This window comes from Gluconobacter sp. Gdi, assembly GCF_014132155.1.
Taxonomy (GTDB): Bacteria; Pseudomonadota; Alphaproteobacteria; order Acetobacterales; family Acetobacteraceae; genus Gluconobacter.
This window is the reverse complement of sequence record NZ_BLJQ01000001.1, coordinates 314,118-337,861: the sequence shown is the minus strand read 5'-3', so window position 1 is coordinate 337,861 and position 23,744 is coordinate 314,118. Positions and strand designations below refer to the sequence as shown.

Below are 23,744 nucleotides of genomic sequence, written 5' to 3'. Positions count from 1 at the left end.
GCGCCATAACTCCCCGTGGAAGCCAGTCACTAATCATCTCGTTCTGTCACAGCGCCAGATGCGCCCCGATTATGGCAAGATCATGCCCTAAACCGGGAAATCAGGTGTTTCGGGCCAACTTTAGAAACTGAACGGTTTCCGCAGCATCTTTTTCCCGAATTGCGATGATGCGAATCAGCTCATCGTCCTGTCCCCAGACCAGAAGCTGCTGCCATTCATCAGCATTTGCGACAAAAACCGCCTCCTCCAGACTGATCGCATCGTAAACCAGCGCCAGAGACAGCAGAAGACTTCCAAAGCACTGTGTCAGCACACCCAATGCCGCAAGTTCCGCTTCCCCTTGCTGAGACAGCAGACGCTCCAGCCCCGTCACGTAATCGCCAGACTGCGTTACAGGCATAAGTCCGTCTGTTACTTCCGGACGAATGCCCTGCGTCGCCAGCCAGGCAAAGACACGCTCAACTGTCGAATCGGCTGGTCCTTTGCGATAGCAGAGCCCGTCATCCAGGCCCAATCGTAGAAGGGCTTCCCGCGCCTCAATCAGATCCGGGCGAATCCGCTCGATCATGGTTCCGGCAATACGGGTCATGGAGAGTTGTTCAGGCGTAAAGGAGGCATCCTTTGGAATAGCCTCCCATTCTGCCGCAATCGCTTGCGCCAGGGACTGCGAGGCAACGGCCAGTACAGTTCCCTGAGGAAGCCGGATAGGCCGCCCGTCCAACTCAGGAGAGAATAACCCGTCGCGCTCCCCGACTGAAACGCTCTGCCAGAATCGTTTGCGGCTGCTCAATGGAGAACTCCCAGCGCGCGCAGAATGTCACCCGCTTTGTTGTGATGATGAGACTGCTCGGACGGCGGCGGTCCAGCCTGTCCTTCACGGGCAGCCGCAAGCGCGGCTGTGCAGGGATCAGCCGGGGCTTCCCCACCAATCGAAAGCTGGAATCGGCCACCGGCATCCCTGTCCTGCTTCGCCTGTGGCGCAGACAAGGTGCCCGTTACGATAACAGGGGTGGAAGCACCGGCGCCTTCGAAGTCGATACTGGGCACGAGATGCAACTGGATTTCCTGTGATCCCAGACGGACCTCACCATGCCCAGCCGTAGAGAACCGGCCAGACTGGAGCCCAATCGTGTCCAGCGTGGCCGTATCGTTGGCAAGCGCCATGTGCAGACCGATACAACGCAGTGGCCGCACTCCGCTTCCCAGAAGGGAATCCGCGCCGGGGCCAGCAATGCGGCCCAGGATCTGGCTGTCCACTTTCCCGTCTACCATGGAGACGCCCAGATGCCCGCTCAAAGATTGCCGCAGATCCTCAGCCGTCTGACCCTGACCGGACACTTCCCCCACAAGCTGGACTGGCCCCTGAAGCAGCAATGGCAGCCCCAGGCCCTCTTCCAGAAGACCGATCGGGAGTACCAAAGGCTGGAACGTCAAATGAGTTGTGACTGGCAGATGGGATGCATCCAGATCCGCCTGTCCCGACAGGGTCAGCCCTTGGCCTTGTCCGGAAATTGGCTCAAGGCGCAGATGACCGTCTGACAGGGTCAGGTGCGTGGCAAGGTTGGTGTAGTCATGTCCATAGAACACAACCCGGTCGAGCGTCAGATGAAGGTCAAGGTCCTGGGCTCGCAGACGCTTGACCCATGAAGGCACAGCCGCACTCTCCACAACACCTGCGTCAGACACGGCGGGAACAGAAGACTGGTCCTGCATCTGAACAGGCTGTGTCGCTGCTTTTTCTACGGTCCCCGTCGCTCCCGGAATAGGTGCAGGCGGAGCTTTCGCAGGCTGCTGAGCAGCTTTCGCATCCTTCAGCCAGACATCTCTCAGCGCATCGAGATCAAGCTGGGTTGCGTGCAGATGCCCATTGAGTAGCGGCGTAGAGTTTTCATCAGTCAGAAGATGAAGGGCGCCATCAAAGTCTGCCTCGCGGCTCTTGAAAGCCATATCATCCAGCGTGGCTTCACTCAGCCCTTTGCTGCTGACCGTGCCCTGAAGCGAAACGTCATGCAAAAGAACGCGCGGCAGATGAAGCGCCTTAGCGCCGCCCTGCACTACAAGATGACTCTTCTCAGTTCCTACAGTGCCGGAGACCGTGACTTTGGCATCATCCTGAGCATTAATGGGCGGCGTCGCGCCTTCAACATTCAACGCGGTGGACAGAGACAGCGGCATGGACCGCAGTTCAGCCTCGACAGGCACTTCCGTATGGAAATGATCACGTCTTGCGAGATCCACCTGCTCGAGGGTCCCGGCTTTACCAAGAATTCTCCAGCCCGTATCGCGCCACAGCACATCTGCCGCCACGGAAAGAGGCGCAGACGCTGCATCGGCATCAAGGTGCAGATTACTGACCGCTGTTTCATGAACTGTCAGACCCGCAACATGCAGATGGATGCGGCTGGGTGCCAGACTCGCCAGTAAGGCCCGCGCCTTTTCGGTCCAGGTCGCATTCGCCACCTGCCCGGCATCACCCTGCACCGTGATGTCTCCACCAAGTCCACGCATGTCAGGCAGGCTGGCATGAGGAAACAGGCGATGAGCATCCTGCAGGTTAGGCCATTCTCCCTGCGCAGTCAGAACGAGGCCGCGCAGATTCGATGCATCATGAATCTGACCGTCCACATTCAGCCAGTCGCGGTTGGCATCCGTTCCAAGCGTCGAACCCAGGCTGAAAGTCCATGGCTTTGCGCCAGAGCGCAGAAGCGCCAGATCACCCACATGCCCCTGCACCGTGAAGGGGGTTCCGCCGTGGCTCCCCTGCAAATTGATCCACGGGCTTTGGCTTCGCAGACCAGCCAGATCCATCGTGCCAATCTGGAAGCTACCGCTCATTTTCTGAGCCTGATCGCGCCAGCTCACTGCGCTGTTCGTTAGATGTAGCGCATCCAGAGAAAGATCCCAGTGAGCCTGCACGCGCTCACCAACATGCTGTCGAACCGGCAACGGGGCCTCTGCGCCCCCTGCGTCTGAACGCGATGGCTGACTGAACGTCCAGTTGGCATTCCCGTCCGCATCGCGCTCCAGGGAGAGCGTGGCGCCATCCACTACGAAATCCTGAAATCGGACCTCGCGGTGAAGAAGCGCCAGAACGGAAAGACCCGCATGCACGGTCCTGGCCTGAAACACCGGCGCCTGGCCCGGGCGCTGCAACACCAGATTGCGCGCCTCGAAAGACGGCCATGGCAGGATCTGGATGGTGGAGCTTTTCACCACCATCGAAAGACCCGTCTCTTTTTTCAGAGCCTCGGCCACACGCTGGCGCAGCACATCCTGATCAATCAGCTCATGTGCAGCAATGCTGACGCCCACGAAGGCAACGATGACCCCGATGAGCGCGCCAGTGAGTTTCCTCATTTTGCAGGCCCTCTGCTTCCCTTGATGCGCTTCGGCGCAGGTGTATCGCCCGGCACGAACCCAAGTGAACGGAACGTTTCACGCATATGCGGCGGCAGTGGTGCCGTCACGATCAGACGACCACCGGCCGGATGCGGAATATCCAGCTGACGGGCATGCAGATGCAGCTTGTCGATAAAGCCTTCCGGATGAGCGGTTTTCCCACCGTAGCGCGGATCACCCACAATCGGCGTGCCCAGAGACTCACAGTGCACACGAAGCTGATGCGTCCGTCCTGTCAGTGGAGACAGGCCGAGCCAGGAGAACTTCTTTCCCGCAGCGTCGATCGTCTCGTATTCGCTCTTGGCAGAAACCGCATCTTCTTCACCGCGGGATGCCGCCACGACAAGCGCAGCACCGCCTGCACCGATCTTGGCCAGAGGCTGGTCAATAATCCCAGACGCCTGCGCCGGACGGCCGACGACAATCGCCCAGTAGGTCTTGCCAACATCACGCCCACGGAACGCTGCTGCCAGTTTGGCAGCGACACCAGGCGTACGCGCAATCAGGAGAATACCAGACGTGTCCCGGTCAATCCGGTGCACAAGGCGCGGACGGTCTTCGTCTTCCTTGCGCAAGCCGTCCAGCATCATGTCCACATGCTTGGTGATACCCGGGCCACCTTGCGTAGCCAGACCAGATGGCTTGTCCAGCACCAGAAGATGATCATCCTGATAGATCACCATCTTCTCGATTTCGCGCACCAGCATCGGATCTGGCGGCGGCAGCGGGGCCTGACGGGTCATGTCCGGCAGCGGCGGAATACGCACGCTCTGCCCAGGAGCAAGACGTGCGTTGCTCTGGACCCGGCTACCATCAACGCGGATCTGGCCTTTACGGCACAGCTTCTGGAGCGCGCCCTGAGTGAGATTGGGGTAGTGACGTCTGAACCAGCGGTCGAGGCGCAGATCGGCTTCGTCTTCGGTTACAATGCGGTTGGAAACTTTCATGGATCGCGGGATGCCCTTTTGGCGGCCCGTATGTCCAGAAGTTTTCTGATACGGCCCTCGTAACCCCGGTCTGTCGGCTGATAGAGCGAGACCCGCTCCATGCCCTCCGGGAAATAATTCTGTCCCGAAAATGCGTCTTCGGAATCATGGTCGTACTCGTAGCCCTTCCCGTAGCCAATGTCTTTCATCAACGTCGTCGGGGCATTGAGAATATGAGACGGCGGCATGCGGGTTCCGGTCTCACGGGCCAGCTTCCGTGCGGCCTTGTAAGCCATATACACGGCATTCGACTTGGGCGCCGTCGCCAGATGAACCACGACCTGCGCCAGAGCCAGCTCACCTTCCGGAGACCCCAGCCGCTCGTAAGTCTGCCAGGCAGCTACGGCCATCGGCAGAGCGTTCGGGTCCGCCTGACCGACGTCTTCTGCTGCAAACCGGGTCAGGCGACGGGCGATATACCGCGGATCTTCGCCACCTTCGAGCATCCGGGCGAACCAGTACAGCCCTGCATCCGGATCGCTTCCCCGCAGGGATTTGTGCAGTGCAGAAATGAGATTGTAATGCTCTTCCCGGTCACGGTCATACAAAATGGCCCGTCGGGACAGGATAGCCGCAAGATCTTTCGGGGTCAGTTCCCTGTCAGAGTCCAGAACAACCAGCTGCTCCACCATGTTCAACAGGTAGCGTCCATCGCCATCCGCCATTGCCCGAAGGCTGGCACGCGCTTCCCGATCCAGCGGCAGGCGATGGCCCACGTCTTTTTCCGCATGCGTCAGCAACGCTTCCAGACTGGCATCGTCCAGCCGGTTCAGCACCAGAACCTGACATCGGGATAAAAGCGCGGCGTTCAGTGCAAAAGATGGATTCTCTGTCGTCGCCCCCACCAGAACGACCGTCCCGCGCTCGACATACGGCAGGAATCCATCCTGCTGTGCCCGGTTGAACCGATGGATTTCATCCACGAAAAGCAACGTGCCACGGCCTGTTACGTCCTGACGCCGATCTGCCTCTTCAAAGGCTTTGCGCAGTTCAGCCACACCAGAAAAAACAGCCGAAATCTGTGCATAATGAAGATTGGCTTTACCTGCCAGCAGGCGCGCAATGGTCGTTTTGCCGCAGCCGGGCCCACCCCACAGGATGAGGCTGGACAATGTGCCCCGCGCAAGCATTCGCGTCAGAGTACCTTCTGGCCCCAGCAGATGATCCTGGCCGCGCACCTCTTCCAGAGTTTTCGGGCGTAGACGATCTGCGAGGGGCTGCGTCCGTGAAGGCGGACGAGCGGGTATTTTGGGCGCCTCAATAGGGCGGGGCGGTGAAGGCTGCCGAGCAGATTGCGTGTTCCCACGGGACGGCGGCTCGCGTTCCGCAGGTCCGGGGTTTGTCCCGAACAGATCTGTCATGTCCGCCATGGCTGCCTCCTGATACGGGAACGATCATAGAACTCCCGTACATATTTCGGAACAGCTGTGCCTTTAAGGAAGAGCGCCTACTGGAGAATTTTCCGTAAAGCTCCAGGAAGAAGCATGGAAAGCGGATTGACGGTCAACTCAGGCTGACCAACAACACCCGTCACATCAAATGTCGCGGCCAATACACCGCCGCCCTTCTCTGGCGCCAGAATATGCCCGATCCCCGGTAGTTTCCCCGGCAGCGCGTTCAGGCCAAAAAGCGGCACAATAGTGCCATGCAGAGCCAGCGCTGACGTATCCAGATCCACCGGCCCTTCTACAGTAGCGCCAAGAGCCTGATTACCGATTGTTCCATCGCGCAGGACGAGCTTTCGCCCTTCCAGAGCAATCTTCGTGGACACGTGGCTTACACTGAAACGATCCGTGCGGCTTTGCGACCAGTGTAGCGGGGAAAGATCGGAAACGGCCGTGAGGGTAAAGGGCGGCTGAAGGAACTGGAACGGCCCGATTTCCAGCTGCCCCCGGAAAGGCGGAAGTCCCAGCCCAAGGCCTGACGTGCCAGCTTTCTCTCGCAGGAAATTCCCATCCAGATGTGCTGCGCCGCCGCCGATCCGATCATATAAGCCCAGCCCCTTCAGCAGTGCTCCCAGATTGTCCACATCCAGAACGAAGGGCTGCCTCCGGCCTGTATCCGCCAGAACGGCTCTCACACGCGACGGGGCATCCAGTGCAAATCGCCCGGATGTCAGGCTGCCGTTTCGTAGTTCGATATGCGACACGACGCCCCCAACCAGCCCTTTAGGACCAAAATAAACCCGCGGGGCGTGCAGATCGATTGACCAGGCATCTCCGGCACTAGCGGTCTTGTCAGACGAGCTTCCAGCTTCACGCGTAGCAATCGCAGCCGCATCGCGAGATGCCTTGCGGGATTCCGGGTCAAAAAGCGGCGCAAGATCCAGCGGATCAGCATTCAGAATGATCTGAATGGGAGAAGATGGTTCCTTGGGCAAGGTGATCTGCGCATCACCCTCACTCCGGCCCAGACGAAAGCCTTCAATGATAATATCGTTGAGCCGCCCTCCCTGCGTCACACCACGGCCAGCGACAGAAAGTGTCTGGCCATGCGCCTGCAACCCATCCAGCGCCACCATGTCATGGCCCCGGAAGCCAATATGGGCCGACGCGACAGCTGCCTCACCTTCAGGCTTGGTCCAGACCGGAACAGTAATTCCGGCCTTCTCCATGTTCAGGGAAAGAGCAAGATCCGCAAGCGTATCGGCATGCTCTATGTAATGCGCTGAAAGCGTGGCATGGCCGGTAAACAAACCCGCTGGCACAAGATGCGACTTCACTGCAGACAGGGGATCCAGAAGCGCCGTTGCACGAATATCCTGCAACACACGTCCCGGCGCTCCCTGCTGGAAATTTTCATCCAGCGCGACATGGACAGGAATGCCCGACAACCGCCCATCCCCTGTCAGGTTCAGGCCGTTTTCCGTCGCTCCGAGTGTGCCGGACGCTCCATCAACAGGCCGCCCCATCAAGACATTGCCAAGATGCACGTTGGCAAACGAGGCTTTGGCCTGAACATGAATGTCACTGTTTTTGAGACGCGCCGTCAGCGGCAGCGTTAGCCGAGCCTGAGCATCAATAGTCCCGGAAGGCTCCGTGAACGGAAGCGGATGCCGTGACAGAAGATGCAGCCTGGGATGAGAGAGAATATCCCGAAAAGCCGCGACCGATCCCTGAAGATGGGTCTTGATATCCCCTGTCGTCGGGCCTTTCTCATACAGATTACCAATGCGCACCTGACCGTCAGGGATGCTGATGATTCCATCTGGCGTGGCCTGCTGACCATGCTCCAGATCAAGAACCAGCGTATCAAATCCATCAAACCCGAGACGTGCATCGATACCCGTCGCGGGCGGCACAGGCCGCAGCCAGTGCACGGTCAGGTCATGGCCCAGCAACTGGCCATCCATGCTGGTGGGGAGGATGTGCGACAGCCCATCGCTCGTATGAAGATGGGTTCGAACCATCAGGTCCCGGCCCTGCCCGCTGGTGATGTTAGCAGCGATCCATTTCCGCCCCCCCTTGATGATACCGGAAGGCCAAACGCTCCCGAGCGTCGCAAAATCAAACCCATCAAGACTGGCCGTCGCATCTCCATCCAGCACGTGAATATGCTGGAGATTATTGACGGTCAGATCAGCGGTCGCATGAAGGTGCGTCAGGGCATTATTGGTATCAGCAAGCGTCAGCGAACAGTCAGGAACGGAAAGTCTCGCGGCCCCCTCTGTCCCAGGTTTTGCCATAACCAGATGAAGGGACGCCTTGCCGTCACGCAGATCAACGGGCAGCGCTTCTTTCTGCGCAACATGCCCGGCTCCAAGGGCAACCTGCATCTCAATGCTGGCTGGAAGCTCTCCCATGCCATGAGGCACGACATGAATGTCCGCGCCAACGGTCAGCGGGACGTCCCATGCCGCTAGAGCCGGGGCGAACATACTTAACCCGGACGGTCGGAACGTCGTGGACGTCAAATGCCACTGGCCAGTGGTCGGGGAGGTCTGTCCGCCTTTTGCCGTCAGAAGCGTCTGGAATGATCCAACACGCACGGAACTGCGCCACCAACCATTCCACAGGTAATCATGAGACGCAGCAGCGACTTTCAGCCGCTGCCCGTGTGCTTCAATCGGCCCTAATAAAAGTCGTTGTCCATTGGGAAGCCCCAGCAGCGTAATGCTGACGTTCTTGAGGTCCAAGGCCGCCAATCGGTCCATCTGTGTCGGAACACCGCGGCCGCCGTGTTTCTGGGAGGGCAGATCCAGATCGACATCACCATTCGGCTGACGACGCAGAACCAGCGTGACATCCTGCAGGCGCAATCTGCGTGGGGCGATGATGCCGTGCAGAAGTGGGGCAAGTGCCAGAACCGTATCGGCCTCACCAGCCTGTTCGGCAGGCGTGCTATCCAGCCGGGCAACCGTCAGCCCACGCGCTTCAAGCATCAGCCCCGCAGAAATACCGCCGGAGCTTGGTTGCCACTGAACACGCAGCCGGGACCACGACAGGCGCCCGGCGGGATGCCCCGGCTTTTTGCCTGCAACAACAGAGACCGGTTCAATGAGACGTGAAACCGCGGTGATATCGACCGGCCCATGCGCCAGCTTCCACAACAGGACAGCCGACATCGCCCCTGCCACGGCGACAGGAGCGACAAAGGCAATGCAGGCCCACCGTGCAACATGCAGATGACGGGGCAAATGAAACGGGCCGGGTGTGTAAGGATCAGGCAGGGCCATGACTGGTTTGCCGGGAAGCCTCCGGCGTTCTCCCTGTCTGTGAAAGAGATGGCTGGAGAGGCTCTCAGGCCCCTGAGGTCAGGCTCCGGAACGCTTCTGCCACGAGGGCAGAGTGCTCAGCAGGCTTAACTTTGCGCCAGATGTGACGGATGACGCCGCTCCCATCCACCAGAAAGGAACTGCGTTCCATACCCATGTAGGTGCGGCCATACATGGATTTCTCAACCCAGGTACCATAAGCCTCAGCCACCACATGGTCTTCATCCGACGCCAACGGGAACGTCAGTGAGTACTTTGCAGCGAAGCGCTCAATTTTTGAGACGGCATCCGGGCTAACACCGATAATGGTGAGGCCTTCACTGTCAAAAGACGGCAGATTTTCCTGAATGGAGCAGGCCTGCGTCGTACAGCCGGGCGTGTCAGCTTTCGGATAGAAATAAAGCAGATATGGCTTACCCTTCAGCGCATCGCTGCTGACGGTACCGCCTCCCGAGACGGGAAGCGAAAACGCAGGGGCCTGGTCGCCCACCTGAAGAGCATGATCTGTCATAGGCACCATGATTGCCTGACACCCTTCGCCCGATCAAGGCGGACGAAGGGTAAAAAGGGCTCAGTATTGCGGATAAACCACAACTGGCGGCGGCGGAGCATAAACGACCGGCGGCGGTGGCGCATAAACCACACGTGGCGGCGGGGCGTACACGACCGGCGGTGGTGGCGGACCATAAGAGTTGCTCAGCATAGCGCCACCAACAGCGCCGATTGCTAGACCGCCCAGAATGCCACCAACGACGGCACCGGTATTTCCACGATGACCGCCACGATGCCAGCCCGGACCCGGGCCATAATATCCACGCCCTGGGCCACCGTATCCGGGGCCGCCATATCCGCCATGCCAATGAGCTTCAGCGGCGGGAACTACGGCATTAGGGGCAACTACTGCCGTGCCGATCAGCAGGGGCGCAGCCAGAAGGACTGCACGGGTGATGCGACGCATGGCAAATCTCCTCATTACGTCAGACGGGGGATCAGAAGAGATCCTGTCCGTCCTGTGAGAAGAAATCTGCCACACGAAAATGGCAGGAAAAGGCAACAATCATGGCAAGATTTTCTCAAATTATGACTATTGCCCACCCCTCTCAGTGCTTCGGGTCAATCCGGTGATAACCGGCTGGTGGATCAAAGAGTTCTGCTGGCTGAGACGCTCGATTTACCGAGGCAGCCTGCACCACAAGCCGTCCGCTCTGGGTTGCGCCAAGTAGCAGACCATCTGCCGTGTAACAGAAGTCTGTGGGCTTGTTGTCGGTGTCCGCGGCTTCCCAGATGACGCACGGCTCCCCAGCAATTGTGGCCGGACCGACCTGTTTCCATGCCCCTGGCGCAGGTGTTCCCGGAGCAGAAAACGATTCGCCCGGGGCCTCGGTGACCGTGGCAGTTTTCAGAGCCGTATCCAGAACCATCAGACGATGAAGCCGGTAATCCGTCAGCATGACCGTTGAGGCCCCTTCCGGATCAACGCGCTGACGCCACATCTGCGAGTTCCAACGCATCCGCTGGTGCAGATGCTGCCCTCCCGGCCCCACCATGACGTAATCGATATCCGCATCGTGCATCGGTGTGACAAAGGGGGCTGTCATGGTGTCAGCAGCGTTCGCTGCGCCGACTACGAGAACAGCCAAGGTAAAGGCGGCGACCAGAGAAATACGCTTCATTCTTTCATGCCACCGTTTGCTGGTCCGCTTGGCGGCTGATCAGGTGAGGAGACCGTTCCGTCGCCAGCCGAATCATTAGGAACAGATGGCTGGGTTGTATCCTGTGACGGCGCAACCTGCCCTGGCAAAAGCGTTGGAGCCGCGGGACCTGACGTTTCTGCAGGAGTGCCTTCTGCTGCAATATGACCCGGCGTCTGCACACTGGAATCGCCCGCAGCGCCACCTTCCGGCACAGGAGACGGCGTTAGTGTGTTCGCCTGATTGCTGCCCCCCCCCTGACGGCGAGACGCTGTGCGGGGCGTGATTTCCTGGAAACCAGCCGGGGGCTGGAACGTCGCGGTAGGGAGATCCCCATAGGACAGGCTTACAGCGCGGATAGAGCCCGAGGCACCATCGGCATCCACACCATCCTCGGCGAGAATGACACCATCATCCGTCACGCAGGCCGAAGCTTTACCATGGGCTGTCTGGATATCCCAATGATCACAGACGGCCCCGGCAATCGTCTCTTTACCGCCCTTGGTGTACTTCATGCCCAGATCCAGCATGAACGGATTATGCAGTCCGTGCTGGGGACGGATATGTGCGTACAGTTTGCGCGGCACCATCACGAGCGTCACGACCTGCCCCGGCCGGTCCAGAATCGTGATGCCTTGCCCATCTGCTGAGTCGATCCGCAGCAGATCACCCGACCCTGAGAAATAGACCTTCACATCGCCGCCCTGAGAGGCCGGAGCAGACAGATGATAGGTCACGGTCGCATCACGCGCGGGCGCCAGTCTCGGATGGTCATCAGCGAGAGCCGATCCGCCACTGCCTGCGAGAAGCAGGCCAATGAGAAGAGCAGACTGATGCCGCCGGAGGAATGAAATCATCAGGATTCTCCTGGATGTGGGCGCAGAGACGCGATGTCATCGCGCAGAGCGTGCAGACTGAAATCATCCGGCCAGATGGTACGGACAGTCAAAGCCTGGTTCAGCAGCGCCAGATAATCTGCCGCCGGGATACCGATGCCCCCAAGTGTTATCAGATGGGGAGTGGTATATTGTGTATCCAGAAGGCGATACCCTCCCTTGCGTAATCCTGCAACGAGATGGACGAGTGCAATCTTGGAAACATCGCGCTGGCGGGAAAACATGCTCTCCCCGAAAAATGCTCCGCCGAGGGCAACGCCATACAGCCCCCCTACCAAGGCACCGTCGTCCCAGACTTCGATCGAATGTGCAAAACCACGCTGATGCAGAGCGCCATAGAGGTCACAAATTTTCGGGCTGATCCATGTTTCCTCCCGGCCCGGTGCAGGGTCTGCACACGCAAGCATGACGTCCCCAAAAGCCCGATCTGACGTAACCTGAACCTTGCCAGACCGGATCGTGCGCATCAGTTTTCGGGGAACAATCATTGCGTCGAGCGGAAGTACTCCACGCTCTTCCGGAAAATACCAACTGAGCTCATCACTGTCCCGATCAGGGGCCATCGGAAAAATTCCCGAGGCGTAAGCATCCAGCAGGATTTCAGGCGTAATGTCAGACATCCGGTTTCTGCTTCGCATCGTACATGGGGGATTATTCACCTTTCTGTACCCGGATGTGGTACATGGTACTCCAATCTCGATGGAGTACTGCATTGCCTATAGCGTTTGTTTATCTGATCTGTCTGATTCCGCTCGGGCTCGCACGCTTCCTGCTCCCTGAAGCTGACGGCCTGCTGATGGCACTCGTCAAAATCTGTTTTGCAGGAATTGTGTTCTGGGGCCTGCTGGACTTCTGGCGCCTTCGCCCCAAGCGAAGCTGATCGTCAGATCAGTCCGCCCAGAACCAGAAACAGCCCGATCATCGACACCCCCCAGATCAAACTGCGGATGCTTCCCAGACCCAGGGCATAGGCTGGAATATAAGCCAGTCGCCCCAGGAAGTAGAGGCCTGCTCCCCACGTCACCAGACTTCCGTCCCGACCGGCCACATGGGCCACAAGGACTGCCCCGATAAAGATCGGGAGCGTCTCCTGAAAATTTGCCTGTGCCCGCCGCATTCTGGCGGCAACGCCTGTGTATCGCGGGGCTTCGCCATCCCGGTTACTCGTGGCCCACTGCACACCATCCTGCCTGCGGCAGGCTGCTGACGTCAGAAACAGCTGCACGACAGCCAGAACCAATGTGAAACTCAGCCAGACAAGACTGCTCGGCATCATATTTCCAGCTTTCGTTCAGCGTCCTGAAAAATCAGGAAAAGGTTTCTGACGCAGCACCTGAGCGGATGTCCACGGCAGCTTCGTGAACAGCGCGACCGTGAGTGCGCTCCAGACGACGGATCGTGAAATGTGCCCGCGCAAGTGCGCGATAATGGGCGAGGAAGGCAGCGTTAAGCGAAGCACCACAGAGCGCACCTGCAACAGGAACCATCTGCAACGCGAACTTCCGCGACAGGCCAATTCCATAATGAGAGGCCACTTCGGAAATCAGCATCACAACCGGACGTCCACGCAGCAAAGCACGCGCGGAGAAGAACCCGAGCTCCCCATCGTCCTCTTCCTGACGGGCAGGAAAAGTTTTGAGTGCAAACACTTCAAGGCACGCGCGGCGTGTTCCCTCATCACGCAGGTCTTCACCCTCTTCACGGGCAATCCGCGCGATTTCCCGCATGATGGTCAGGGTTGTGAACCCGACGTCAGGGGCCAGCCCAAAAATTCCACCAAAACCACCGACGGCGCCCGACACGGCAACAGCAGCCTGTCCGGCATTCTCACGCCACGGTTCACGAACGAGCGGGACGTCATTCTTGATGCCGACAATCGCAATATTGAAAGCACGTTCAATCGCGATTTCAGCCGTCTTCTGAATTTTCTGCTGTACTGTGGGCGCAAGGCCGAGACCTTTCATCCCGAGTCGCGCAGCCTGCCCGACGGCTCCTCCCATCAGGTCCGCCAGACGGACAAGGACACCACGCCCCTGTTCGACGCGTTCCAGAACGGACTGAAGCTGGGCCAACGAGTCCCCGTCCAGCGCCAGTGATGCAAATTCGCTACTCGGAAGCTGCGAGCCATTCTCTACGGTCATGACGATCAAAACTCCTGTTCGTAAGACCTGAAACCGTTTACCCGATAGCAGGTTTCATATCGCATCACGAAAGCCCCCTGCTTGACGGGTGCCCCGGCCGGGTGTGGAGAAGGACATATTATGAAAACATTTTCCCGCTGGATCCTGTCTGCCCCGCTGGTAGCCAGCCTCCTTGTGACAGCAGCCGCACCGGCCCTGTCCGCTCCACATCATGCCCATCGTAGCCATAGTACGGCCGATCTGCCACAGATCCCGCCCTCAACGGCGCATCAGTTGAACAACCCGCCAGAGAAAAACCTGACGCCCGCCCAGCAGGTTGCACTGCCAGACGGTGGAGCTCCTCCGCCGCCGCACGGCTATGTTGCCGTGGAAGACTCCGAGGAAAGACTCGCAAATTTCAGCGGCGAAGTGCGAACGCATCTTCCTGTCGGAATGCCGGGCACCAATGCTGAGCAGAAAACCAATGGCACAAACAACCTGCCATCCCACTTCAGCATTTTCGGTATGCCAGTGAAGTTTAACGCCCCCGTTACGGCGCCCTATCACAGCGAAGATCTTCCCCTGACCTACGCTGGGCACCCGTCCAACGGGCAGACCAATGTTCTCGTCAACGGAGATGCGTCAGACATTCACTGACCGGTAACGGGTCCGTCAGGCGCGGACCCACCCGCCGATTTTCGTCAGATGCTGGAACTCCTGCTCCGTCACCGGGGCGACAGAAAGGCGGGATTGTCTGAGAAGAGCCATCTCTTCCAAAGCCGGATCGGCCTTGATCTGAGCCAGGCTCACTGGAGTCGTGAAAGCACCATTCGCCTTCACATCCACGCAAACCCAACGCGGATCGTCCGCAGTCGGGTCCGGATAAGCTTCTTTCACGACCCTGACGACACCAACGATCTGCTTTTCGCTCACCGAATGATAGAAAAACGCCAGGTCCCCCGTTTTCATGGCCGCAAGATTGTTCCGCGCCTGATAGTTGCGAACGCCGGTCCATGGTTCGATGTCATTACGAACCTGTTCATTCCACGAAAAGGCTTCGGGTTCGGATTTTATCAGCCAGTACGCCACGTCTTTCTCCTGCGGAAAGTTCCCATTTCGCGCTCATTTCCGTGAAACGTGATAACAGTCATAGGAACAATGGGACAATGCGCCCCTTCCGAATGCGTGGGGTTCGGACTATTTCAAGTAGAAATATTTCTCCGAGTTGAGAGTTCCCGTGCGCCCTACGCCCAATCTGCTCCATCGTTATGCCAATCCGGGGCAATTCCTGCGTCTGGCCCGTGCGCTTCAGCCGTGGCTATCCACAGGTGCGATCATCTTCCTGACCGTCGGCATTGTCTGGGGTCTCTTTTTCGCCCCCGCTGACTGGCAACAGGGCGAGACGGTCCGGATCATGTATGTGCATGTGCCGATGGCTTGGCTTGCGTCCTCCTGCTACCTTGGCCTTGCAGTCTGCGGGCTTCTGTCGCTCGTGTGGCGACATCCGCTGGCGGATCTCGCCGCCATTGAAATCGGGCCGGTCGGGGCCTGCGCCGCAGCTCTTTGCCTCATCACAGGTTCGCTTTGGGGCCAGCCGATGTGGGGAACCTGGTGGGTCTGGGACGCGCGCCTGACATCCGTGCTCGTGCTGTTCTTCCTGTACCTGGGGCACATCGCCCTGATCCGGGCCTTTGATGAACCTGCCCGTGGACAGCGCGCCGCTGCCATTCTGGCACTGGCCGGAGCCATTGATCTGCCGATCATAAAGTTCAGCGTCCAATGGTGGAATACGCTGCATCAGCCGGACAGCATCACGCTGACCGGTGCACCGACCATGTCCATGACGATGCTCTGGCCGCTCCTCATCACAACCATCGGCTTCACACTTGGTGTCGCCGCTGTCATTTTCGCCCGGCTGAGTGCCGCAATCCACGAGAGCCGCGCGCGTCAGCTGATGGCACGCTCCAGGCTCAACCGTCCGGACAGGTCCGCAGCATGATGCACCTTCCCAATCACTGGCCCTATATCGCCGCAGCTTATGGTCTCACCATCGGCTGCTCGCTGGTTCTCGGTATCGGCGCGGCTTTGCGTCTGCGCCGTGCCAAAGCCCGGCTGGCGGCTGTCGAAAGCCAGCTCCGCCATCGTGAAAGCTCTGCATCATGACCCGCAAGACACGTCGCCTGTGGATTGTCATCGCCTGCCTCGCCTGCATCAGTTCCGCGGCAGCCCTGACGCTGAGGGCCTTCTCTTCCAACATCGTATTCTTCATGGCCCCGTCTCAGGTCAAGGCGCACCCCCCGGCGCCTGATCGCACGATCCGCTTGGGCGGAATGGTTGTTGCAGGCTCACTGCACCGCATCACGGAACACGATGCCCCGGTAAACTCCTTCAACGTGACGGATGGTCAGGCTTCAGTCGAAGTTCACTACACCGGCATCCTTCCTGACCTTTTCCGCGAAGGCCAGAGCGTAGTGGCACTCGGCACGGTGCAGAAGGATGGTGGTTTCACGGCCAGTGAAGTGCTTGCCAAGCATGACGAGACTTACATGCCCAAAGAAGTGGCCGAAGAACTGAAGCGTACCGGCAAGTGGGACCCTCGTTTTGGTAAAGCCCCTGACGCGGCAAGCTGGGACACCATGACAGCCAAGAAAACCGGAGGCTGAACGCCATAATGTTTGGACCAGAACAGGGCCATTTTGCCCTGGCCCTCGCCTGCGTTCTCGCACTCATTCAGTTTGTCGTTCCCCTCTGGGGCGCTCACAAGCGCAATGCCCGCCTTGTCGCCATGGCGCCATTTCTCGCGGTTTCACAGCTTTTCGCTCTGGCCATCTCTTTCTTCAGCCTGATCATGTGCGCCGTTCGGGATGATTTCTCCGTCCAGAACGTCGCGGCAAACTCCGCTGCCTCCAAACCGCTGCTTTATAAAATCACGGGTGTCTGGGGGAACCATGAAGGGTCCGTCCTGCTCTGGACCCTGATCCTCGGCGTATGTGGTGCAGCCGTATCGACATTTGGGCGCAATCTTCCGGACATTCTCCGTGGCCGCGTTCTGGCCATTCTTGGCGGTGTTTCAGCCGGGTTCCAGCTGTTCTGCCTCCTGACCTCCGACCCATTCGACCGTGTTTTTCCGGCTCCCATGGATGGTCAGGGCATGAACCCCCTGCTTCAGGACCCGGGCCTCGCCTTCCATCCGCCTATTCTCTACACGGGCTATGTTGGCTTTGCCGTCCCATTTGCGTTTGCAGTTGCCGCTTTGCTTGAAGGCCGGGTGGATGCCGCCTGGGGCCGCTGGGTTCGCCCTTGGGCTGTAGCGGCCTGGTGCTTCCTGACCTGCGGCATCGCACTCGGGTCCTGGTGGTCTTATTATGTGCTGGGTTGGGGGGGGTACTGGTTCTGGGACCCGGTTGAGAACGCTTCGCTCATTCCGTGGCTGACCGGAACCGCACTCGTCCACTCCGCTATTGTCGTAGAAAAGCGCGAGGGCCTGAAAATCTGGACGGTTCTGCTGGCTATTGCGACATTCTCATTCTCCTTGTCCGGCACATTCCTTGTCCGCTCAGGTATTCTGAATTCAGTCCATGCCTTCGCGAATGATCCGGCCCGTGGCGTGTTCATTCTGGCACTTCTGGCTTTGGTCATTGGCGGTTCGCTCGCTCTCTTTGCATGGCGCGCGCCGTCTTTGACATCTGGCGGCCTGTTCTCGCCCGTTTCGCGAGAAGGCTCGCTCGTTCTGAACAATATCCTGCTGTGCTCGATCTGTGCGGTTGTCGTGACAGGCACGATGTACCCTCCATTTATGCAGCTTCTGGCGGGGCGCACCATTTCGGTGGGCAAGCCATTTTTCGATGCCGCAACCATCCCGCTCACAATTCCCCTCCTTCTGGCCATGGGCGTCGGAACAGCGCTGCCATGGAAACGGGCGCAACTGGCACGGACATTCTCCCACCTGTTTGTTGCAGCCATTTTCGCGGCCATCGGCCTGGTCCTGTGTTTCTGGAAATTTTCCGGAGCATTGCCTATCGCCTGTGGCGCACTGGCGATCTGGGTCATGGCGGCCTCCGTTACGGATGTTCTGCGCCGCATTGGTCTTGGTCACTCCAGCCGCAGTGAAATGCTGGCGCGCGCCAAGAGCCTTCCACGCTCAAGCTGGGGAGCAGCGCTGGCACATATCGGTGCGGGCATTACCGTGCTGGGTCTGTGTGGAATGTCTGGTGCCCAGCATGCGATCGTAGAGATCCACGTTGGCGAGACCCGCAGCCTCGCCGGTGACGACTGGACGCTCGTCAACGTTCATGACTATGCCGGACCGAATTACCGCGCGATGCAGGCAGATATTGCCGTACGCCACAACGGCAAACTGATCACGATGCTGCATCCGGAAAAACGGGACTTCACCACCCAGAACCAGACCACAACGGAAGTCGCGATCCATACGAACTTCATCACGGATCTTTATGGCGTCGTGGGAGACCGGCACGGAACGGGCGCCGATGCGACCTATGTGCTACGTCTGCACAAGAACCCGCTTGCTCCATGGATGTGGCTTGGCGGGCTTGTTATGGCCATCGGCGGAGCGTTCTCGCTCTCGGATCGTCGTCTGCGCGTTGGCGCACCGAAGCGGTCTGCCGCACGGACCATGGCCAAAGCCTGAGGAGAGACACGCATGAATGCAACACGACGCGGCCTCCTGACGGCCCTTCCGATTGTTGGCGCTGGCGTTCTGGGCGTCGGGTTCTGGAAAATGCTGCAAGGAATGGAAAGCGGCGGCTTTGACCCGCGGGCCATCAAAAACCCGAATGTCGGCCGCCCTATTCCTGAATTCGCCATGCCAGGTCTGCCCGGGCTGGGTGACGGATTTACGGATAAGGAACTGAAGGCTGAAACACGCCCGGTTCTGGTAAATTTCTTTGCGTCCTGGTGCATTCCCTGCGTTCAGGAAATGCCTGGCCTACGATCCATTTCCCGCAATATGCCCATCTGGGGCATCGCGTATGAAGACAAGCCGGAAAACGCGAGCGCCTTTGTTCAGCGTGATGGCACACCTTATGCTCGCGTGGCTTCTGACAGACATGGCCGCGTCGCGATCGACTGGGGTGTAACAGGCGTTCCGGAGAGCTTTCTTGTCGCCCCCGGCGGCCGGATTCTCTGGCATGGCAGTGCCGCTCTCGATCCGCAAATCTATGACGCGGAAATCCGGCCGAGGCTTGCAGGACTATGATGAAACGTCTGTTTGGCCTGCTGTTCACTGTGACACTGGCGGGAGGCGGCATCGCTCTCGCTGTTGATGATCCTGCCGAGATGCTCCCCAACCCAGCACAGGAAAAGCGTGCGGAAGCCATCGGTGCTCACCTCCGTTGCCTCGTCTGTCAGAATGAGAGCATCGAAGACAGCAGTGCACCGCTGGCCCGCGATTTGCGCAAAGTTGTTCGCGAGCAGGTCGCGGCGGGGAAGTCTGACCAGCAAATCATGGACTGGATGGGAGATCGCTATGGCGAATTCATCCGTCTGGCTCCCCAGTTTTCATGGTCCACAGCCCTGCTCTGGCTGATGCCTGCTCTGGCTCTGGTGGCCGGTCTTGTTATTGCGTGGCGTGCGACGAGACGTCGCATCGTTACACCTGTGCCGCTCTCGGATGATGAGCGTGCACGCCTGGATGCCCTGTCGGGCCGGGAGTAAAGTCTTGTTCTGGTTGGGAATCCTGAGTGTTGCGGCTATCACGCTGCTACCGGCCCTTTATGGCCTCCGCCGCCTCCGCCGCCGCGTGGACGCGCGGGACTCTGCTTTGACGCTCTATCGCGGCCAGCTCGCCGAACTCGACCGGGACCGGGATCTGGGTCTCGTCAACGGAGATGAATACGGGGCAGCCCGCATCGAGGTCCAGCGGAGGCTTCTGGCTGCCGACGAATCTTCCGCCACACCAGACCTGAAAGATGCAACGGCCCGTTCGAAGCGTTTTCTTCCCGTTCTTGCTGTTGGTCTTGGCATCCCGGTTGCAGCATTTGCGCTGTATATCGTGAACGGGCACCCGTCCCTGCCACCACAACCTCTAAGCGCCCGTCAAGTCAAACCCGACGCCAAAGCCATGGTCATGATCCAGAAGCTTCAGGCGCAGGTCGCCACGATTCCGAAGGACAATCCAACTTACGAGACAGGTCATGTCCTGCTGGGTCAGATCGAGGCGCGCGCTGGCCTGACCTCTGAAGCCATCGCTGATTGGAAGTCCGCTCTGGACATTCATTTCACTCCAGAGCTTGCAATCCAGCTCGCAGAACTCCAGACCCAGAAGGACGGGCACATTTCCGCGAGCAGTCTTGATCTGTATCGTCGTGCCCTGGCGGCCGCCCCGGCTGACGCGCAATGGCGCCTGGCTGTGGAAGCGCGGATCGCCGTCGGTGAACATGAGGAGAATCACGGCCAATGATGGAACCCCTTTCCACAGCCGTCACAATCTGTCCGGTCTGCCGGCAAAAAATCCGGTCGACCGCAGAGCACTGTCCGAACTGCGGTGCTGAACGTCATTTCGGGCCCCGGATGATCGAATCCGCCATCTGTGCCTTCGCAGGAATGGTTCTGCTTTCAGCCGTTTCGACCATGCTCCTCCCGATCTCCCTGTGGACGATCGTCTTTGCAGCCGCAGGTCTTTGCGCGGGTTTTCTGTTCTCCCACAATCGCTTCGGTGGAGATCGCTGGCTCGGCCGTTAAAGCCGACATCTCAGTCAGCAGTTGTCTGTGCTTCAAGCGGAAGCGCCATCTGCTGATTGTCTGCGTCCGACAATGCTGGGGAACGTTTTTCACGCTCCCAGCCTCATCTGCCTCCCTTCCCCTGTTTTCCCCCTGATCCTTCTGGGATAGTTTCCGCGCAGGCATGAACTCCGTCCTGCAGGAAAGCTCCAGACCGCATGAGCCGTATTGAAACCGATGGCATGGGCCAGATCGAAGTTGCTGATGATGTTCTGTGGGGCGCTCAGACACAGCGCTCCCTGAAATATTTCAGCATTGGCCGGGAACTGATGCCGCAGGAAATGATCGAGGCTTATGCGATCATGAAGCGTGCCTGCGCCTCGGCCAATGCAGCCAGTGGTCGACTGTCCCAGGATCGCGCCGATCTGATCCATACCGTCTGCGATGAGATCATGACCGGGCAGCATAACCGGATGTTCCCGCTCCATGTCTGGATGACGGGCTCTGGCACGCAGTTCAACATGAACGTCAATGAAGTCATCGCAAACCGGGCCAGCCAACTCACGGGTCAGCCCCTGGGTAGCAAAACACCGTTGCACCCGAACGATCACGTCAACATGGCGCAGTCCACCAACTGCAACTTCCCAACCGCCATGCACATTGCGGCTGTTCTGGGTGTACATCGCCGCCTTATTCCTGCCCTCACCAGACTGCGGGATGCCATCGCTGCCAAAGCTGAAGAATGGAAAGATTTGGTCAAGGTTGGCCGCACGCATCTTCAGGATGCTGTCCCCATTACGCTTGGTCAGGAATGGCATGGCTACGCCGGGATGCTGACAGACAATATTGCACGCCTTGAAGCGGCCCGGGATGGTCTCCTTCCATTGGCTCTCGGCGGAACGGCGCTCGGCACTGGCGTTAATACAGATCCCGGATTTGACACCCGCGCCTGCGGAGAAATTGCGCATCTAACGCAACTGGGCTTCACGGCTGGCGAAAACAAATTCGCCCTTCAGGGCGCACACGATGCACTGGTCCACCTGTCGGGTTGCCTGCGGACTGCGGCGGGAAGCCTGTTCAAAATCGCCAATGACATCCGCCTGCTGGCCTGCGGCCCTCGTGCTGGTTTCGGCGAACTGCTCCTGCCAGAAAACGAGCCGGGCTCTTCCATCATGCCCGGCAAGATCAACCCGACACAGGCTGAAGCCCTGTCCATGCTGGCCCTGCAGGTCATGAGCAATGATGTGGCGGTTGGCTTGGGTGGCGCGTCCGGCATGATCGACATGAACGTGTACAAGCCACTCATGATCCACAACATCATGCAGGGCATCACGCTCCTCCATGACGGGTCAGAGAACTTCCGTCAGCATCTTGTCGAAGGCATTCGCGCTAACGAAAACAAACTGAAGCAGGATCTGGACCGCTCCCTTGTGCTTGTTACAGCGCTTTCTCCCGCCATTGGATACGACAAGGCCGCACAGGTCGCCCATTATGCGATGGAAAAGAACCTGAGCCCGAAGGAAGCCGCTCTGGAACTGGGCTTCATGACAGCCGATGACTATGATCGCGTTGCAGATCCGCGGCTGATGCTGTCTCCCAACATCCAGGCGCCTCAGGGCCAGTAACAAGACAATACCGGCCCCGCATGACGAAAACTTCATGCGGGGCCGGTGGCAGACGAGCATCCGTGCTGGTAGGGCAGAAACAACCCTGCAATTCTCATCGGAGATGACAGACAGATGATGTCCCGCCGCGCGCTGCTGCTTGCCCTGTCCCTTCTTTCCCCCGTTTCTGCCTTTCCTGCCCTGGCGGCAGATGCCCCGAAGGACACGCCCAAAGCTGACGCAGCCAAGGCCTCAGACAGCTTTACCGGTGAAGCCGCTCTGCTACCCACTGACTCCGTTACGAAGCATCATCTGAATGGCATCGCCTACACCGCGCATGCCGGCACCCTGACCCTCCGTGGCCCCGATGGGAAGCCGACGGCGCGCATGTTTTACGTGTCCTACACCAAGGACGGCGCAGCGGACGCCAAGCGTCCTGTCTCGTATTTCTTCAACGGTGGCCCGGGTGCCGCAACAGCCTATCTGAACCTTGGTGCCGCAGGTCCGGTCGCCCTGACCATGCCTCCCAAGGATGCAACCGACGGCACTCACGCGAAGCTCGGTGACAATCCGGATAGCTGGCTTCCGTTCACGGACATGGTGTTCTTCGATGCCGTGGGCACGGGCTATTCCCGTCCGCTCGACACCGCCAAGGCTGGAGACCAGTTCTACGGCGTCAAGCAGGATGCCAGCACGTTTGCCAAGGCCATCCAGCTCTGGACAGCCAAGAACAGTCGCCAGTCCTCACCGCATTATCTGGTGGGTGAAAGCTATGGTGGCATTCGCTCCATTCAGGTCGCCAATGCGCTTCAGATGGAACAGGGAATTCTGTTGAACGGCGTCGTGATGCTGTCTCCTGCCATCGAGATGCCGCTTCTGGACACGGACGAGAACCCTCTGTCTGCTGCCCTCATGATCCCCAGCCTAATTTCGGCTCATGAAAGCCCGAACGTCACCCAGCAGTCAGCTGATGCAGCTTATGAATGGGCGATGGGCACATATCTGCCCAAGGTTGCCGGCAAAATCCCCAGTGGAGAAGACGCCAAGGCGTTCTATGCCGAAGTCGCGAACCGTACGGGCCTTCCGGAAGATGTCGTAACGCGCCAGCATGGTGTCCCGGCTATCGGGTCGCATGACGTCATGTCCCAGAACGGTCGCCTTCACGGCCTGTATGACTTTACGCAGACGATTGCCGACCCTGCGGCAGACGGTCTGGACGAGAGCCCTGACCCAACGCTGTTCGGCTTTGGCCGGGCCTATGGCAACGCGTTTTCCGGTTATGCTGCCAACGACCTCGGTTTCCAGACTCCACTGACCTATGACCTGCTCTCCTTCAAGGTCAATTCAAGCTGGAAATGGAGCGAAGGCGGTCCTGCTCCTGTCCATCAGATTCCAGTGTTGAACCGTCTGCTGGCGCTTGATCCCGGTCTGCGTGTGTTCGTTGCAAACGGGTACTACGATCTTGCCTGTCCATTCGGCACAGCCCGCTGGATGAAGGACCATCTGACCGTCGGAGCGGACCGCGTTTCCCTGCATCTCTATCAGGGTGGCCACATGCTCTATACGCGCCCGGCCAGCCGTCATGCCCTGTCTCTGGACGTCGCATCCTGGATGCAGCAGGACGCAATCCAGCAGTAAGCCAAATTGACAACA

Annotated in this window: 25 protein-coding genes; 12 read left to right on the top strand and 13 right to left on the bottom strand. The window is 59.0% G+C overall.

What is annotated here, in order from left to right; all coding sequences use genetic code 11:
- Positions 1-100 precede the first annotated feature (100 nt).
- The 10 genes from JN414_RS01495 to aat form a co-directional block, all read right to left on the bottom strand.
- On the bottom strand, positions 101-790 hold the full coding sequence (locus JN414_RS01495; protein ID WP_202206404.1) for an ATP12 family protein: 690 nt from the start codon (positions 788-790) through the stop codon (positions 101-103).
- Positions 787-3,357 carry an AsmA family protein gene (locus JN414_RS01490; RefSeq protein WP_202206403.1) on the bottom strand — a complete coding sequence of 857 codons (2,571 nt, stop codon included), beginning with the start codon at positions 3,355-3,357 and terminating at the stop codon, positions 787-789. The genes JN414_RS01495 and JN414_RS01490 overlap by 4 nt, the downstream gene beginning before the upstream one ends.
- A complete protein-coding gene (locus JN414_RS01485) occupies positions 3,354-4,346 on the bottom strand; it encodes an RluA family pseudouridine synthase (protein WP_202206402.1) in 993 nt (330 codons plus the stop codon). The genes JN414_RS01490 and JN414_RS01485 overlap by 4 nt, the downstream gene beginning before the upstream one ends.
- Positions 4,343-5,755 (bottom strand): replication-associated recombination protein A, encoded by a 1,413-nt coding sequence (locus JN414_RS01480; RefSeq protein ID WP_202206401.1) that lies wholly within the window; start codon positions 5,753-5,755, stop codon positions 4,343-4,345. Before JN414_RS01480 ends, JN414_RS01485 begins: the two co-directional genes overlap by 4 nt.
- Before the next feature lie 77 nt (positions 5,756-5,832).
- Positions 5,833-9,060, bottom strand: a complete 3,228-nt coding sequence (locus JN414_RS01475; RefSeq protein WP_202206400.1) for a DUF3971 domain-containing protein — start codon at positions 9,058-9,060, stop codon at positions 5,833-5,835.
- 64 nt (positions 9,061-9,124) lie between these two features.
- Positions 9,125-9,610, bottom strand: coding sequence for a thioredoxin-dependent thiol peroxidase (gene bcp, locus JN414_RS01470; RefSeq protein ID WP_086634387.1), 486 nt, complete (start codon positions 9,608-9,610; stop codon positions 9,125-9,127).
- 60 nt (positions 9,611-9,670) lie between these two features.
- Positions 9,671-10,057, bottom strand: a complete 387-nt coding sequence (locus JN414_RS01465; RefSeq protein WP_046899957.1) for a hypothetical protein — start codon at positions 10,055-10,057, stop codon at positions 9,671-9,673.
- A 142-nt stretch (positions 10,058-10,199) separates the two neighbouring features.
- Positions 10,200-10,772 carry a hypothetical protein gene (locus JN414_RS01460; RefSeq protein WP_202206399.1) on the bottom strand — a complete coding sequence of 191 codons (573 nt, stop codon included), beginning with the start codon at positions 10,770-10,772 and terminating at the stop codon, positions 10,200-10,202.
- The gene (locus JN414_RS01455) at positions 10,769-11,647 is read right to left on the bottom strand and encodes a hypothetical protein (RefSeq protein ID WP_202206398.1); all 879 of its coding nucleotides are present in this window, start codon (positions 11,645-11,647) and stop codon (positions 10,769-10,771) included. The genes JN414_RS01460 and JN414_RS01455 overlap by 4 nt, the downstream gene beginning before the upstream one ends.
- A complete protein-coding gene (aat, locus tag JN414_RS01450) occupies positions 11,647-12,306 on the bottom strand; it encodes a leucyl/phenylalanyl-tRNA--protein transferase (protein WP_202206397.1) in 660 nt (219 codons plus the stop codon). The genes JN414_RS01455 and aat overlap by 1 nt, the downstream gene beginning before the upstream one ends.
- Before the next feature lie 62 nt (positions 12,307-12,368).
- Here aat and JN414_RS01445 point away from each other — a divergent pair, with 62 nt between their 5' ends.
- The gene (locus tag JN414_RS01445) at positions 12,369-12,566 is read left to right on the top strand and encodes a hypothetical protein (RefSeq protein ID WP_202206807.1); all 198 of its coding nucleotides are present in this window, start codon (positions 12,369-12,371) and stop codon (positions 12,564-12,566) included.
- Between the two features lie 3 nt (positions 12,567-12,569).
- On the opposite strand, the gene JN414_RS01440 is transcribed toward JN414_RS01445, so the two are convergent.
- Entirely contained in the window at positions 12,570-12,962 is a 393-nt protein-coding gene (locus JN414_RS01440) for an MAPEG family protein (protein ID WP_232309097.1), read from the bottom strand.
- A 31-nt stretch (positions 12,963-12,993) separates the two neighbouring features.
- Positions 12,994-13,827, bottom strand: coding sequence for an EcsC family protein (locus JN414_RS01435; protein ID WP_086634383.1), 834 nt, complete (start codon positions 13,825-13,827; stop codon positions 12,994-12,996).
- A gap of 120 nt (positions 13,828-13,947) precedes the next feature.
- Here JN414_RS01435 and JN414_RS01430 point away from each other — a divergent pair, with 120 nt between their 5' ends.
- On the top strand, positions 13,948-14,463 hold the full coding sequence (locus tag JN414_RS01430) for a hypothetical protein (protein ID WP_202206396.1): 516 nt from the start codon (positions 13,948-13,950) through the stop codon (positions 14,461-14,463).
- A 15-nt stretch (positions 14,464-14,478) separates the two neighbouring features.
- Here the strand turns inward: JN414_RS01430 and JN414_RS01425 are convergent, their stop codons facing one another.
- Positions 14,479-14,895, bottom strand: a complete 417-nt coding sequence (locus tag JN414_RS01425) for an EVE domain-containing protein (protein WP_202206395.1) — start codon at positions 14,893-14,895, stop codon at positions 14,479-14,481.
- Between the two features lie 148 nt (positions 14,896-15,043).
- Here JN414_RS01425 and ccmC point away from each other — a divergent pair, with 148 nt between their 5' ends.
- The 10 genes from ccmC (at position 15,044) to JN414_RS01375 (ending at position 23,729) form a co-directional block, all read left to right on the top strand.
- On the top strand, positions 15,044-15,805 hold the full coding sequence (ccmC, locus tag JN414_RS01420) for a heme ABC transporter permease CcmC (protein WP_086634380.1): 762 nt from the start codon (positions 15,044-15,046) through the stop codon (positions 15,803-15,805).
- A complete protein-coding gene (locus tag JN414_RS01415; protein WP_143412318.1) occupies positions 15,802-15,969 on the top strand; it encodes a heme exporter protein CcmD in 168 nt (55 codons plus the stop codon). Before ccmC ends, JN414_RS01415 begins: the two co-directional genes overlap by 4 nt.
- A complete protein-coding gene (gene ccmE / locus JN414_RS01410; protein ID WP_064273832.1) occupies positions 15,966-16,469 on the top strand; it encodes a cytochrome c maturation protein CcmE in 504 nt (167 codons plus the stop codon). Before JN414_RS01415 ends, ccmE begins: the two co-directional genes overlap by 4 nt.
- Positions 16,470-16,477: 8 nt before the next feature.
- Complete coding sequence (locus tag JN414_RS01405; protein WP_202206394.1) at positions 16,478-18,457, top strand: heme lyase CcmF/NrfE family subunit; 1,980 nt, start codon at positions 16,478-16,480, stop codon at positions 18,455-18,457.
- Between the two features lie 12 nt (positions 18,458-18,469).
- Positions 18,470-19,024: a DsbE family thiol:disulfide interchange protein gene (locus JN414_RS01400; RefSeq protein ID WP_046899968.1), complete on the top strand. Its 555-nt coding sequence runs from the start codon at positions 18,470-18,472 to the stop codon at positions 19,022-19,024.
- A complete protein-coding gene (locus JN414_RS01395) occupies positions 19,024-19,482 on the top strand; it encodes a cytochrome c-type biogenesis protein (protein ID WP_202206778.1) in 459 nt (152 codons plus the stop codon). Before JN414_RS01400 ends, JN414_RS01395 begins: the two co-directional genes overlap by 1 nt.
- Before the next feature lie 4 nt (positions 19,483-19,486).
- Positions 19,487-20,227, top strand: a complete 741-nt coding sequence (gene ccmI, locus JN414_RS01390; RefSeq protein ID WP_202206393.1) for a c-type cytochrome biogenesis protein CcmI — start codon at positions 19,487-19,489, stop codon at positions 20,225-20,227.
- Positions 20,224-20,508, top strand: coding sequence for a hypothetical protein (locus JN414_RS01385; protein WP_046899971.1), 285 nt, complete (start codon positions 20,224-20,226; stop codon positions 20,506-20,508). The genes ccmI and JN414_RS01385 overlap by 4 nt, the downstream gene beginning before the upstream one ends.
- A gap of 197 nt (positions 20,509-20,705) precedes the next feature.
- Complete coding sequence (locus JN414_RS01380; protein WP_202206392.1) at positions 20,706-22,112, top strand: lyase family protein; 1,407 nt, start codon at positions 20,706-20,708, stop codon at positions 22,110-22,112.
- Between the two features lie 114 nt (positions 22,113-22,226).
- Positions 22,227-23,729 carry a S10 family peptidase gene (locus JN414_RS01375; RefSeq protein ID WP_202206391.1) on the top strand — a complete coding sequence of 501 codons (1,503 nt, stop codon included), beginning with the start codon at positions 22,227-22,229 and terminating at the stop codon, positions 23,727-23,729.
- Positions 23,730-23,744 lie beyond the last annotated feature (15 nt).

What these genes read in the sequence shown, in the direction of transcription:
- JN414_RS01490 (WP_202206403.1), bottom strand. Translation starts at nt 3,357, where the DNA reads ATGAGGAAACTCACTGGCGCGCTCATCGGGGTCATCGTTGCCTTCGTG.
- JN414_RS01485 (WP_202206402.1), bottom strand. Translation starts at nt 4,346, where the DNA reads ATGAAAGTTTCCAACCGCATTGTAACCGAAGACGAAGCCGATCTGCGC.
- JN414_RS01480 (WP_202206401.1), bottom strand. Translation starts at nt 5,755, where the DNA reads ATGGCGGACATGACAGATCTGTTCGGGACAAACCCCGGACCTGCGGAA.
- JN414_RS01475 (WP_202206400.1), bottom strand. Translation starts at nt 9,060, where the DNA reads ATGGCCCTGCCTGATCCTTACACACCCGGCCCGTTTCATTTGCCCCGT.
- bcp (WP_086634387.1), bottom strand. Translation starts at nt 9,610, where the DNA reads ATGACAGATCATGCTCTTCAGGTGGGCGACCAGGCCCCTGCGTTTTCG.
- JN414_RS01465 (WP_046899957.1), bottom strand. Translation starts at nt 10,057, where the DNA reads ATGCGTCGCATCACCCGTGCAGTCCTTCTGGCTGCGCCCCTGCTGATC.
- JN414_RS01460 (WP_202206399.1), bottom strand. Translation starts at nt 10,772, where the DNA reads ATGAAGCGTATTTCTCTGGTCGCCGCCTTTACCTTGGCTGTTCTCGTA.
- JN414_RS01455 (WP_202206398.1), bottom strand. Translation starts at nt 11,647, where the DNA reads ATGATTTCATTCCTCCGGCGGCATCAGTCTGCTCTTCTCATTGGCCTG.
- aat (WP_202206397.1), bottom strand. Translation starts at nt 12,306, where the DNA reads ATGTCTGACATTACGCCTGAAATCCTGCTGGATGCTTACGCCTCGGGA.
- JN414_RS01445 (WP_202206807.1), top strand. Translation starts at nt 12,369, where the DNA reads ATGGTACTCCAATCTCGATGGAGTACTGCATTGCCTATAGCGTTTGTT.
- JN414_RS01440 (WP_232309097.1), bottom strand. Translation starts at nt 12,962, where the DNA reads ATGATGCCGAGCAGTCTTGTCTGGCTGAGTTTCACATTGGTTCTGGCT.
- JN414_RS01435 (WP_086634383.1), bottom strand. Translation starts at nt 13,827, where the DNA reads ATGACCGTAGAGAATGGCTCGCAGCTTCCGAGTAGCGAATTTGCATCA.
- JN414_RS01430 (WP_202206396.1), top strand. Translation starts at nt 13,948, where the DNA reads ATGAAAACATTTTCCCGCTGGATCCTGTCTGCCCCGCTGGTAGCCAGC.
- JN414_RS01415 (WP_143412318.1), top strand. Translation starts at nt 15,802, where the DNA reads ATGATGCACCTTCCCAATCACTGGCCCTATATCGCCGCAGCTTATGGT.
- ccmE (WP_064273832.1), top strand. Translation starts at nt 15,966, where the DNA reads ATGACCCGCAAGACACGTCGCCTGTGGATTGTCATCGCCTGCCTCGCC.
- JN414_RS01405 (WP_202206394.1), top strand. Translation starts at nt 16,478, where the DNA reads ATGTTTGGACCAGAACAGGGCCATTTTGCCCTGGCCCTCGCCTGCGTT.
- JN414_RS01400 (WP_046899968.1), top strand. Translation starts at nt 18,470, where the DNA reads ATGAATGCAACACGACGCGGCCTCCTGACGGCCCTTCCGATTGTTGGC.
- JN414_RS01395 (WP_202206778.1), top strand. Translation starts at nt 19,024, where the DNA reads ATGAAACGTCTGTTTGGCCTGCTGTTCACTGTGACACTGGCGGGAGGC.
- JN414_RS01385 (WP_046899971.1), top strand. Translation starts at nt 20,224, where the DNA reads ATGATGGAACCCCTTTCCACAGCCGTCACAATCTGTCCGGTCTGCCGG.
- JN414_RS01380 (WP_202206392.1), top strand. Translation starts at nt 20,706, where the DNA reads ATGAGCCGTATTGAAACCGATGGCATGGGCCAGATCGAAGTTGCTGAT.
- JN414_RS01375 (WP_202206391.1), top strand. Translation starts at nt 22,227, where the DNA reads ATGATGTCCCGCCGCGCGCTGCTGCTTGCCCTGTCCCTTCTTTCCCCC.